General features: G+C 44.4%; 14 protein-coding genes. All 14 read right to left on the minus strand.

All coding sequences use genetic code 11. The features are described 5' to 3' along the window. Nucleotides 1-16 precede the first annotated feature (16 nt). The 14 genes from ccmI to ACOSVQ_RS04275 all read right to left on the minus strand — a co-directional run bounded on the left by ccmI (nt 17) and on the right by ACOSVQ_RS04275 (nt 11171). Nucleotides 17-1234, minus strand: a complete 1218-nt coding sequence (gene ccmI / locus ACOSVQ_RS04210; RefSeq protein WP_491981322.1) for a c-type cytochrome biogenesis protein CcmI — start codon at nt 1232-1234, stop codon at nt 17-19. Further along, the gene (locus ACOSVQ_RS04215; RefSeq protein ID WP_491981323.1) at nt 1234-1710 is read right to left on the minus strand and encodes a cytochrome c-type biogenesis protein; all 477 of its coding nucleotides are present in this window, start codon (nt 1708-1710) and stop codon (nt 1234-1236) included. Before ACOSVQ_RS04215 ends, ccmI begins: the two co-directional genes overlap by 1 nt. Then, the gene (locus ACOSVQ_RS04220; RefSeq protein ID WP_491981324.1) at nt 1707-2261 is read right to left on the minus strand and encodes a DsbE family thiol:disulfide interchange protein; all 555 of its coding nucleotides are present in this window, start codon (nt 2259-2261) and stop codon (nt 1707-1709) included. The genes ACOSVQ_RS04215 and ACOSVQ_RS04220 overlap by 4 nt, the downstream gene beginning before the upstream one ends. Beyond that, the gene (locus ACOSVQ_RS04225) at nt 2262-4217 is read right to left on the minus strand and encodes a heme lyase CcmF/NrfE family subunit (protein WP_491981325.1); all 1956 of its coding nucleotides are present in this window, start codon (nt 4215-4217) and stop codon (nt 2262-2264) included. Beyond that, a complete protein-coding gene (ccmE, locus tag ACOSVQ_RS04230; RefSeq protein ID WP_491981326.1) occupies nt 4214-4696 on the minus strand; it encodes a cytochrome c maturation protein CcmE in 483 nt (160 codons plus the stop codon). The genes ACOSVQ_RS04225 and ccmE overlap by 4 nt, the downstream gene beginning before the upstream one ends. Further along, nucleotides 4693-4899, minus strand: coding sequence for a heme exporter protein CcmD (gene ccmD / locus ACOSVQ_RS04235; RefSeq protein WP_491981327.1), 207 nt, complete (start codon nt 4897-4899; stop codon nt 4693-4695). The genes ccmE and ccmD overlap by 4 nt, the downstream gene beginning before the upstream one ends. A 2-nt stretch (nt 4900-4901) precedes the next feature. Beyond that, nucleotides 4902-5648 carry a heme ABC transporter permease gene (locus tag ACOSVQ_RS04240; protein ID WP_491981328.1) on the minus strand — a complete coding sequence of 249 codons (747 nt, stop codon included), beginning with the start codon at nt 5646-5648 and terminating at the stop codon, nt 4902-4904. A gap of 92 nt (nt 5649-5740) precedes the next feature. Next, nucleotides 5741-6409 (minus strand): heme exporter protein CcmB, encoded by a 669-nt coding sequence (ccmB, locus tag ACOSVQ_RS04245; RefSeq protein WP_491981329.1) that lies wholly within the window; start codon nt 6407-6409, stop codon nt 5741-5743. Beyond that, the gene (gene ccmA, locus ACOSVQ_RS04250; protein WP_491981330.1) at nt 6409-7029 is read right to left on the minus strand and encodes a cytochrome c biogenesis heme-transporting ATPase CcmA; all 621 of its coding nucleotides are present in this window, start codon (nt 7027-7029) and stop codon (nt 6409-6411) included. Before ccmA ends, ccmB begins: the two co-directional genes overlap by 1 nt. A gap of 210 nt (nt 7030-7239) precedes the next feature. Then, nucleotides 7240-7746 (minus strand): DUF2802 domain-containing protein, encoded by a 507-nt coding sequence (locus tag ACOSVQ_RS04255; RefSeq protein ID WP_491981331.1) that lies wholly within the window; start codon nt 7744-7746, stop codon nt 7240-7242. Further along, entirely contained in the window at nt 7746-8240 is a 495-nt protein-coding gene (locus ACOSVQ_RS04260) for a chemotaxis protein CheW (protein WP_416922282.1), read from the minus strand. The genes ACOSVQ_RS04255 and ACOSVQ_RS04260 overlap by 1 nt, the downstream gene beginning before the upstream one ends. 50 nt (nt 8241-8290) lie before the next feature. Continuing rightward, on the minus strand, nt 8291-9250 hold the full coding sequence (locus ACOSVQ_RS04265; protein ID WP_491981332.1) for a chemotaxis protein CheW: 960 nt from the start codon (nt 9248-9250) through the stop codon (nt 8291-8293). Next, nucleotides 9243-10019, minus strand: a complete 777-nt coding sequence (locus tag ACOSVQ_RS04270; RefSeq protein ID WP_491981333.1) for a ParA family protein — start codon at nt 10017-10019, stop codon at nt 9243-9245. The genes ACOSVQ_RS04265 and ACOSVQ_RS04270 overlap by 8 nt, the downstream gene beginning before the upstream one ends. Nucleotides 10020-10028: 9 nt before the next feature. Further along, entirely contained in the window at nt 10029-11171 is a 1143-nt protein-coding gene (locus ACOSVQ_RS04275) for a protein-glutamate methylesterase/protein-glutamine glutaminase (RefSeq protein ID WP_491981334.1), read from the minus strand. Nucleotides 11172-11192: the final 21 nt, after the last annotated feature.

The raw sequence follows: 11192 nt of genomic DNA on the forward strand, positions 1-11192 counted from the left end.
TTATTAAGTTACAGTATTAAAACTGCTTATTGATTTCAACCTTTACCGAACTTCCTAATTCAACGACTTGGCTTTCTCCAAACCAATCGCCATCTCTGGTTGCAACGTTACCGTCAGAGTCCACACGCACACGTACAATCAGCGACTGTAGATCAGACAACTTACGCCCCTGCATCATGCTGTTTGAATCATCCAAAATAACCGTAAATGGGAAACTGCCTAATGGGTATCTTGCGGCTGCAATTGGCATTGGAGCACCATCAGCAGAATGCACTGAAACAATCACTACACCCTGCTGAGGAAGTACTACCTCATTACCTAGCGAAATGGTGACTGAAACAGCATGGTCATCCAGCGTTGCAGGTTCCATCTTAGCTTTCGCACTGGCAATACTACGTGACAACATTTCATAGCGAGCATCATTAGGCCCGATCATCTCTTGCATTGATTGCCAATGGGCAATTGCCGTCGGGAAATCTTGACGTTCAAATGCGTCAAATGCGAGTAGAGAGTAGACACGTAAATCAACATAGTCCGCTTTCAACATTTTATTCAACAAAGTACGCGCGCTTTGTTGATCCATCTCGTCATTGGAAAGCATTAAAGCCTGTGCGTAACCGAGTTTAATATCCCCGTCTTGTGGTTCAAGCGCATAGGCTTTTTTCATCGCTCCAATGGCCGTTTCCATATCACGATTCGCCAAACCTATACGGCCTAACAGTAACCATCCTGTTGAATCTTCAGGTTCGTAATGTAAACGTGTTCTTAAGGCTAACGTTAAATCTTCCATTTCTTTGTCTGTAAGCTCAACCCCTTGCGGATTCATCAGCTTCTTAGAAAGTTCAGGAAGATTCTGGCTAATGTCTTGCCAGTGTTTCACTTTCTGGTAGTTACCGAAGGTTGCATACAAGGCATAACTCAGTGCCACCACAAGAATCAACGAAGGGACAAGAACCATCATCGTCGACAATGAGCGTTCTTCTGCTTTGTTGGATTCGTTAGGAATATCGTCGAGCAGAGATTGCTTAAGATCAGCGACTAACTCTTGTTGATCATCCACTAAACCTTCATCAGCCTCTACAGCTAGCTCAGCAAGGCGATCTTTATAGAAAGCTTTGTTGAGTTCATCACGCAGCGCTGCATCATTATTAGCTTTTGGTTTTAACAAAGGAATTGCGACAAAAACACACGCAATAGCGACAAGGATTAGCGTTAATACCCAAAATAAAGTCATTACTGCTTATCTCCGTCTTTATCTTCTTCTAATAAGGCTTTTAAGCGTTGTTCTTTGCTCTCGTCCCATTCACCCGTTTCAACACTGACTTTGCGACGTTTGGTTCGAACAACTATCACAATAAACCCGACCACCAATACAGACAGAGGCGCTAGCCATAAAATGGCTGTTGAAGCTGTTAATGGGGGATTGTAGGTAACAAAGTTACCGTAGCGGGCAATCATGTAATCGACGATTTCGTCTTTTGATTTTCCTTGCTTAGTCATCTCGTAGACTTTCTGACGCAAATCTTGCGCCAGTGCCGCATTAGAATCAGCAATGGAATTATTCTGACACTTAGGACAACGTAGCGTATTACTTAATTCGTGAAATTGAGCCTCCTGATCAGGCGTCTCAAAATCATAAACATCAATCGCGGCAACAACTGAAAAAGACAGCACTACGGAAGCAACTAAAGCAAATAGCTTAGCTCTCATTTCTTCGCCTCCTGCAATAGCTGCTCATAAATAGGTGCGAGAGTCTGTTTCCAGTTTGTTGGGTTTACATCACCGACATGGCGATAACGGATCACTCCATTAGCATCAATAAGAAACGTTTCAGGTGCCCCATAAACCCCCAGATCCAAGCCCAGCATACCGTTACCATCAAACAGACTGATTAGATATGGATTGCCTAACTCGTTTAACCATTGGACAGCTTTATCACGCTGGTCTTTATAGTTTAAACCGATGATTTTCACATCTTGGCCTGCAAGCTGATTCAGATATTGGTGCTCGGCATAACACGTTGGACACCATGTTGCCCACACATTGAGCAACAGTGGTTCACCACGAAAGATAGCCTGATCGTAAAGCTTGCCCGGTTCGGCAAGATCTTCTAAACGAAACTCTGGCACTTCTTTGCCAACTAACACAGATTCCAGTTTTGTTGGATCATCACCACCGGCATTTCTAACTAACTGTGTAGTGAAAATTGCCACTAAACCAAGAAAAACAACCAGAGGAATAAATAATATTTTTTTGTTCATTTAAGCCTCCTTCACTGCTGCTTTTCTAAAGCGATAACGCTTATCGCTGATTGCGAGAATGCCACCAATCACCATCAATAGACCACCAGCCCAAATCCAGCGTACAAATGGTTTGTAGTACAAACGCACCGCCCACGCGTTGCTGCCTTCTAAACGTTCGCCCATTGCGATATAGAGATCTCGCGTTAAACCACGATCAATTGCAGCTTCAGTCATCATTGATTTAGCCGTATTGTAGAAACGTTTTTCTGCATTCAATGTGTTGATGTACTTGCCGCTCTTTGTCACTTCAAACTGAGCAACATAACCGTCGTAGTTTGGACCATCACGGTCAAGCAAACCTTTGAAATAGAAATCGTAATCGTTGAGTTGGAAATGTTCACCCGGCGCTAAACGTACGTCACGTTCAATGCTGTAGTTCTGCACCATCGCGATACCAATGATACTTACAGCCAAACCGATGTGACCCAATACCATTGACCAATGGCTACGATGAACTTGCTTCACACCAACCATAAAGCTGTGACGGTGAGTAGCACGTTGGTAAATTTCATAACCGTGTAGCAGAATAATCCACCAAGCCATTACCCAGCCCATGAATGCCAGACCAGTAAAATGCTCAGCCGTTACGAAAACAAGAGCTGCCGCCAAAACTAAAGAGGTAATCGCGCAGATGATTAAAGGTTTGATTACGCCAGCTAGATTATCGCGCTTCCAACGCACCAAAGGACCAATACCCAGTAACAAGGCAAATGGGATCATCAACCAGCTAAATAAGCTATTGAAGAATGGCGCACCAATTGATACAGAGCCCAGACCTAACTGTTTGTGAACCAATGGCAACAAGGTACCAATAAGAACCACAACCAGTGCAGTGATAAGTAATACGTTGTTTGCTAGCAGAGCGTTTTCACGTGATACCAGCTCATAGTTACCGCGCGCTCTTACTGACGCTCCTTTTACGGCAAACAGCAGTAAAGACCCACCAATCACAAAGACAAGGAAGCCTAAAATGAACATACCGCGTGCAGGATCTGAAGCAAATGCGTGCACGGAAACTAAAATGCCTGAACGTACTAAGAATGTACCAAGCAGACTTAACGAGAATGCAGAGATAGCAAGTAGCACAGTCCACGCTTTGAACGTGCCGCGTTTCTCCGTCACAGCTAGAGAGTGAATGAGTGCTGTACCCGCAAGCCAAGGCATGAAAGAGGCGTTTTCAACCGGATCCCAGAACCACCAGCCACCCCAGCCTAGTTCGTAATACGCCCACCAAGAACCAAGTACGATACCTAAGGTCAAAAATAGCCATGCCGCTGTTGTCCATGGACGAGACCAGCGAGCCCAAGCAGTATCAAGACGACCAGTCATCAGTGACGCAATCGCAAAAGAGAACGCTACTGAGAAGCCAACATACCCCATGTATAGCATCGGTGGATGGATGATTAAGCCTGGGTCTTGTAGCAATGGGTTCAAATCACGACCATCAATAGGGAAATATGGCAGCGTGCGTAGGAATGGGTTTGAGGTGACGATGATAAACAGCAGGAATCCCACTGAAATCATACCCATCACTGCTAACACGCGTGCAACAGACTCTTGTGGCATACCGCGACTAAAGCTCGCCACAGCCACTGTCCATGCAGCCTGAATCAATACCCAAAGTAGCAGAGAACCCTCATGAGCTCCCCAAACCGCAGTTAAACGATAATACCAAGGCAGAAGGCTATTCGAGTTACTTGCTACGTATTTAACCGTGAAGTCATTGGTATAGAAAGCCCAAAGCAAAATACCAAATGACAATAGCAGAAACGAGAACATACCCCACGCTAATGGGCGAGCTGAGTTCATCAGCAAGGTGTTGTTGCGCGACGCCCCAACCAGAGGTAAAAGGCTTAGCAGTACCGCCAAACCTAAAGAAATGATAAGTGCGAAGTGACCAATTTCTGCAATCATTGACCACTTCCTTCTTTTTGTTCTGACGTGTAAGTCAGAGGTGCATGGTTCTTCTCCATCGCATCTGCAATTTCTGGCGGCATATACTCTTCGTCATGCTTCGCTAATACTTCGAAAGCTTCTACCGTCGTTGCATCAACCAAAACACCTTGCGCGACAATACCTTGCCCTTCGCGGAATAAATCTGGAAGGATACCTTCATACACCACAGTTACCGATGGGCCGACATCATGCAGTAAAAAGCTGACTTTTAGAGAATTAGGATCGCGTTTAACAGAGCCTACAGTTACCATACCGCCAATACGTAAGCGCTGACCAACCTCTGGCTTCTTACCGTCCTTGCCATGAACTAATTCAGTCGGCGTATAGAACAAGTCCATGTTTTGACTTAGGGCATAAAGAATCAAACCTGTCGTGGTACCTAAACCAATAAGAATAGCGAGGACGATACTGAGCCTCTTTTTACGTCTTGGGTTCACAGTGTGTTCTCCATATGTTTAGCCGCTTCGATACGCTCTTGACGTTTGATTTTATTTCTTACTTCTTTCATTAGCGCTTTACTGCGATTGATGCTCATAAACCATAAAATGGCCATCGATAAATAGGTAATACCAAAACCGCCCCACACATAACTGGCGTAGCCACCCATTGCAAAAAAGTCAGACCAAGTTTCAAAATGCATGGTTAATCCCCTTTCTCAGATTGGGCAAGTTCGATCACCCAAGGACGGTGGCTCTCTTTGCTGATAATTTCGTTTCTCAAACGAGCAACGGTCAAAGCGCCAAAGAAGAAGGCAAAGCCGAATATATTTAGAAGCAACGGCCATAACATACTTGAAGAGATAGAAGGCTTCTCAAATTTGGTAATCGTCGCGCCCTGATGAAGCGTGTTCCACCATTCCACAGAGAAATGGATAATTGGCAGGTTAATCACTCCCACAATCGCAAGAATACCAGCCGCTTTCGCAGCGGTTTTCTGGTCGTCAAATGCGTGATAAAGAGCAATAACACCTAAGTAGAGGAAAAGAAGAATCAATTCTGATGTTAAGCGAGCATCCCAAACCCACCAAGCCCCCCACATAGGTTTGCCCCATACAGCCCCTGTAATGAGAGCGATAAATGTGTATACCGCGCCAATCGGTGCCATGGCTAGAGCCGCCATATTAGATAAGCGAACCTGCCAGACAATCCCTATAAACGCAGCGATCGCCATAGACATATACGCACCCATCGACCAAATCGCCGATGGCACATGGATATAGATAAGTCTAAAGCTATCACCTTGCTGGTAATCGGATGGAGCGAATGCAAGCCCCCAAACAGTACCAACTGTCAAACAGGCGAAAGCTAACACAGTGAACCACGGAAAGAACTTTCCGCATAATTGATACGCAGATTCTGGCTTAGCGTAGGGATGGAGCCATTTCCACATTGTTTATCCTCACTTTGCTTCTAGTACTTAACTTATTGCTGTTAAGTTTTTTATGTACATTTAGGCTAAAAATACAAATCTAATAATAAAAGTTAGTTAACACTTACTCGTAATGCTGCACTAATGGCAAAAGGTGTTAACGTCATAGCTCCAACCAGCATGGCAGCTAATATGGCAAGTTGACCGTTATAGGCCATTCCCAAAGAAGCAGCATCAATCGCTGAAGTAGCAAAAATCAAAATCGGTATATACAAAGGCAGAACTACAAGGCTAAGCAGCACACCACCTTTTTGCAGGCCTACGGTTAATGCCACGCCTATTGCACCAATAAAACTGAGTGTTGGTGTTCCCAACAGCAAGGTCCCAACGACCCCTAGCCAAGTGTCAAAATTCAGTGACAACAAGATAGCCAGAAGCGGACTAATCAGTATTAGAGGTACACCCGTCAGTAACCAGTGCGCAATCACTTTAGACAACGCAACTACAGATAAAGGCACAGGCATGATCATCATTTGTTCAAGAGCGCCATCTTGAAAATCATCACGAAACAGACGTTCTAATGAGAGTAATGCAGAAAGCAAAGCTGCTACCCAAACAATTCCCGGTGCAATACGTGTTAGAAGACCCGGCGCTGGACCGATGCTGAGAGGGAAAAGCGTAATAACAATAATGAAAAACCACAGTGGGTTAAAAATGTCTGCCTGACGTCGGAATGCGATTAGGAGTTCACGCTTAATGATCATCGCCATGGTGGAAAACATTAGGCGTCTCCTAGCTTAATTTTGCGTAACTTGTCGTGGTCAGCAAACATATCTTGGTGAGTGGTTAAAATAACAATACCGCCGTTTTCAGCATGCTTTAGAAACAGCGCTTCCAGTACTTTCACACCTTGTTTATCAATGGCTGTTAAAGGTTCATCCAGAATCCATAACTTCTGATCACTTAACCATAATCTTGCTAGCGCCACGCGGCGTTGTTGCCCTGCTGACAACTTTGATACTGGAACATCTTCGCGACCGACTAATCCAACCTGCACTAATGCTTGGTAGATATCATCTTTGCTGTTTTTCGATGAGTGAACAGATTGGTAAAAATGAAGGTTCTCAAATGCAGTAAGCTCACGTTTGATACCGGTCTGATGCCCCAAAAACAGCAAATCGGAATGGTAGCTGTCTCTGTCTTCTTCGATATTCACGTTATTCCAGTAAATCTCACCTTCATCGCGATCAGCAAGTCCAGTAATGATTCGGAGTAACGTAGTTTTACCCGTACCATTACGACCTTCAATCTGAACGAGTTCGCCCGCGTCGATATTGAATGATAGTTGCTCGAACAGCACCTTTTCATCGCGGATTGCAGTGAGATTGTTAACTTCCAGCATGAGCTTCTATATAACAAATTAGGGGCTGCTATATTAACACACCACCGTTTAGACAAAATAGAAGAAGGGTATTACGAATCACGAAACTAAGTAAGAAACTGTTAATTTTTAGCGATTTGTTTTTTCTTTTACCACTTTGTAGTTACAAATTGGTATTTGGGAAAACGAAAAAAGGAAGCTATTTGCTTCCTTTTATGTATGCGGTCTCACTTAACGGGACTGTTTTCTCACTGGCGGTCGATTGGGCACAACACGCGTTTTCCCCTCAGGATGGCTGGATAGTGGCGGAATCGCCTCTTTTCCTTGCAACTTTTTCTGCAAGGACATCATCAGTTCTGCTTCAGCTTTTGGTAACTCACATTCTTCAATGAGTTCATCAAGATCAGCGCCAAGTTTCACCATTTTGCTCGCTCTACTGTATAGACGAGCATCGGTGTCTGCATTCTCAAGCTCTTTCAATCTGTCATTCAAGTGCTTGATAATGTCTTGTTGATCGTTGACTGTTTTCCCCAAACCAACAACAACAGAGCGAACTTCAAGCATTTGCTTGCTCACTTTCTGCTGCTCTTTATCAGCATGTCGAAGTTGTTGTCTGAAATAATCCGCTTGACGAATCATGGCTCGGCGCAGGCAAACCCACACCAAACCAATCAGCATTACTACCAGTGCAACACCACCCGCTAATATGGGAGATGCATAGGACATCAACTCATTCATTATAGATGAGCCATTTCATCCCATTCTTCATCAGAAAGCAGTTTGTTTAGATCAACCAAGATCAGCAACTTACCGTCACGGTTACTTACACCTTGGATGAACTTAGAGCTTTCATCAGTACCAACACTTGGAGTGGTATCGATTTCAGAAGAACGTAGGTATACAACCTCAGCAACGCTATCCACTAGGATACCAATTACTTGACGCTCAGATTCGATCACGATGATACGCGTGTTATCACTAGTTTCGCCTGGCATTAAACCAAAACGAGCACGAGTGTCGATAACAGTCACAACGTTACCACGCAGGTTAATAATGCCAAGAACATAGTCTGGCGCACCTGGTACTGGAGCGATTTCAGTGTAACGAAGTACCTCACGTACTTGCATTACGTTGATGCCATAAGTTTCTTCTTCTAGTTGGAACGTCACCCACTGAAGTACTTCGTCCTTCGAGTGTTCTTTTCTAACTTCAACTCCGTTAGCTTGAGACATACCTTTTCCTCTCTAAGTCGTTACCGACAAAAATATTATTTTATCCAGAGCTATTTATCTAATGCTTTTACATCAAGCCCTGCATTAAGCATAGCTATCAATGCTTCAACATGGATCAAAGCACACATCTTTTCTTTAACCATACCAGCGAGCCAAGGACGTTTGCCTACTTGTTCTCGCCAGCGAATTTTTTCAGTGCTCAGCGTTTCTGTCCCCAACAGTTGAGAACATGCTAGACCCCACATGCTCTCACCCAACATAACAATATATTGGTACGCTTCTTTATAGCTGTCATCACGCAGTTTTTCAGCCATAACCCACTTTGCAGTATCTACAACATCCAGTTGAGAGTCACGGTTTGTTTGTAAACCTAAGTACCAAGCAGGGCGACCAATCAAATGGTTTAGTTCGGCCTTGCGGTGGATGCCACCTAGTTCGTCGAGTGGAACAGCAAAAGTTACACCATTTACATCGAAGTATAGAACTTGGAAATTCTGCTCTCTGACAGGCGTTTCCCATGTACCAAGCGCCGCAGCACCGGATTGAGTTTGAGGTTCAACAGCAACTTGTTCTTCAACCACAATCTCTGGTTCAATTTCTATCGTTACTTCTGGTACTTCGACCTCAGTTACTTCAACTTTAGCTTCAGTTTCAACTTCTGTGATGTCAGTTGCTACATCCCATTCCTGAATTTCTTCAACAATCGGTTGAGTCGCAACCTGTATATCAATAGTGTTTTGTTCTAATACCTGCTCAAGTTCGAGTTCTGCGACTGGGTTACTAGCTTCCATCTGACTTAACAGACGTTGTACATCCTCCAGATTCGGCATCTCTAGTTCTTGTAAACCATCTAGAGGATCATCCAAATAACTCTTTTCTGGAACAGATTGAACCATAGGAACCAGTTCCGGTTCCTTTTCTACAGGCTGCTCTATCAGCTCTTCTTCAAGAAGGGCTGTAAAATAATCATCTAATGCTTGTTCACTTGATAGTGAATGGCTACTACTCATTAATAGCAAGCCTCTCCAAATACAATAGCAACTGTTTATAAGCAAATACGCCGCGACTACCGTCGGCGAAATGGGATGCGGGTAAGCGCTTCAGACTCGCATCTCTAAATTTTGTATCAATTGGAACTGCTGAAGACCAAACTTGATCTGGATAATCTTTCTTAAGTTGAGTCAATGTTTGCAAAGACGCTCGAGTACGCTTGTCGTACATCGTCGGTACGATGGTGACTTTGAACTCGCGACTGCGTGATTTTTGCATAATCGCCAAAGTACGCACCATGCGTTCTAAGCCTTTCATTGCAAGAAACTCTGTCTGTACCGGGATAAGAATACGGTCACTCGCAGCCAGTGCATTCACCATCATTACACCTAAAATCGGTGGGCAATCGATGAGTACATAGTCATAACGCTGACGCAAAGTCATTAGTGCACGCTTAAGAATCAAGCCCATACCGCTGCGGTTACCCATCACACGGTCTAATGTCGCCAGTGACATGTGTGCAGGAATGAGATCAATACCTTCAACATCGGTCTTCAATATCAGTGGTTTAACGCTCTGCTCGTTAAACTCTTTTAATTGAAACATATCGAATAAGCTGGTTGGAACGCTATCTGAGTCATAACCCAGATAGGTCGTTAACGATGCGTGTGGGTCAGTATCCACCAGCAATACGCGCTTTCCTTGTTTACTTAACAAACCGGCTAACGTAATCGTTGTTGTGGTTTTACCTACGCCACCCTTCTGGTTTGCAACGCTCCAAACAATCATTAAATATCCTTATGCAAGACCTACTTCAACCAGCATTCTTTCTGCGATGCGGTCTAGTGGTAGATCTTCAGATGAAATACCCGATTTCGCGACAGCTTGCGGCATACCGTAAACCACACAGCTAGCTTCATCTTGTGCCCAAATGGTCGAACCTGCGGACTTCAGCATGCGAGAACCTTCACGACCATCCGCTCCCATACCTGTCAAAATCATCGACAATACTTTGTCGTTATAGACTTTTGCCGCCGAGCCAAAGGTCACATCCACACATGGCTTGTAGTTCATGCGCTCGCCACCATCAAGAATACGTAGTTTTGCTGCACCTGGGCGACCTTCAAGCATCATTTGTTTGCCGCCAGGCGCTAAATAAGCAACGCCCGGACGCAGTACATCGCCATCTTCCGCTTCTTTCACTTCGATTTTACACAGTGTATTCAATCGACTTGCGAAGGCAGCCGTAAACGTCGCAGGCATATGCTGAACCAAGACGATCGGATGAGGATAATTCGCAGGCAACTTAGTTAGAATTTTTTGTAATGCAACTGGCCCACCAGTCGAAGTACCAATAGCCGTCAACTGATAGCTCTTACCCGACGATTTAAAGCGTGCAGGAGCAGATGCAGGTCTAGCAGAGGGAGCTGCTGGAGCTGAAGTTGTTGTTCGACCTAATGTACGAGCAAATGGGCTGGTAGTCGTTGACTCTGATGACGGTGTAGCTGGACGAGAAGAAGCCAGTGGACGACGCATAAAGCTCTTTTTCGCTGCGATTTGAATAACACGCTGCTGCAATAAACTTACTGCTTCATCACGATTTCTAGCAATGTCTTCAAACTTCTTCGGCAAGAAATCTAAAGCACCCGCGTCTAACGCATCGAGAGTAGCTTTCGCTCCTTCTTGCGTTAACGAAGAGAACATCAAAATCGGTGTTGGATTGGATGCCATAATTTGACGAACGGCCGTAATACCGTCCATCACTGGCATCTCGATATCCATAGTAATCACATCTGGCTTTAGACGTTCGGCTTTTTCTACCGCCTCTTTACCGTTAGTTGCTACATCGATGACTTCAAGGCGCGATTCAGCGTTAATGATTTCGCTTACTCGGCGTCGGAAAAAACTTGAGTCATCTACAACTAATACTTTAATCGCCATAGTTTTCCTTAAAATTTATAC

It is taken from the genome of Vibrio sp. HM8-C (assembly GCF_058630515.1).

Coding starts and splice junctions, on each gene's coding strand:
- ccmI (WP_491981322.1), bottom strand. CDS start 1,234: ATGACTTTATTTTGGGTATTAACGCTAATCCTTGTCGCTATTGCGTGT.
- ACOSVQ_RS04215 (WP_491981323.1), bottom strand. CDS start 1,710: ATGAGAGCTAAGCTATTTGCTTTAGTTGCTTCCGTAGTGCTGTCTTTT.
- ACOSVQ_RS04220 (WP_491981324.1), bottom strand. CDS start 2,261: ATGAACAAAAAAATATTATTTATTCCTCTGGTTGTTTTTCTTGGTTTA.
- ACOSVQ_RS04225 (WP_491981325.1), bottom strand. CDS start 4,217: ATGATTGCAGAAATTGGTCACTTCGCACTTATCATTTCTTTAGGTTTG.
- ccmD (WP_491981327.1), bottom strand. CDS start 4,899: ATGCATTTTGAAACTTGGTCTGACTTTTTTGCAATGGGTGGCTACGCC.
- ACOSVQ_RS04240 (WP_491981328.1), bottom strand. CDS start 5,648: ATGTGGAAATGGCTCCATCCCTACGCTAAGCCAGAATCTGCGTATCAA.
- ccmB (WP_491981329.1), bottom strand. CDS start 6,409: ATGTTTTCCACCATGGCGATGATCATTAAGCGTGAACTCCTAATCGCA.
- ccmA (WP_491981330.1), bottom strand. CDS start 7,029: ATGCTGGAAGTTAACAATCTCACTGCAATCCGCGATGAAAAGGTGCTG.
- ACOSVQ_RS04255 (WP_491981331.1), bottom strand. CDS start 7,746: ATGAATGAGTTGATGTCCTATGCATCTCCCATATTAGCGGGTGGTGTT.
- ACOSVQ_RS04260 (WP_416922282.1), bottom strand. CDS start 8,240: ATGTCTCAAGCTAACGGAGTTGAAGTTAGAAAAGAACACTCGAAGGAC.
- ACOSVQ_RS04265 (WP_491981332.1), bottom strand. CDS start 9,250: ATGAGTAGTAGCCATTCACTATCAAGTGAACAAGCATTAGATGATTAT.
- ACOSVQ_RS04270 (WP_491981333.1), bottom strand. CDS start 10,019: ATGATTGTTTGGAGCGTTGCAAACCAGAAGGGTGGCGTAGGTAAAACC.
- ACOSVQ_RS04275 (WP_491981334.1), bottom strand. CDS start 11,171: ATGGCGATTAAAGTATTAGTTGTAGATGACTCAAGTTTTTTCCGACGC.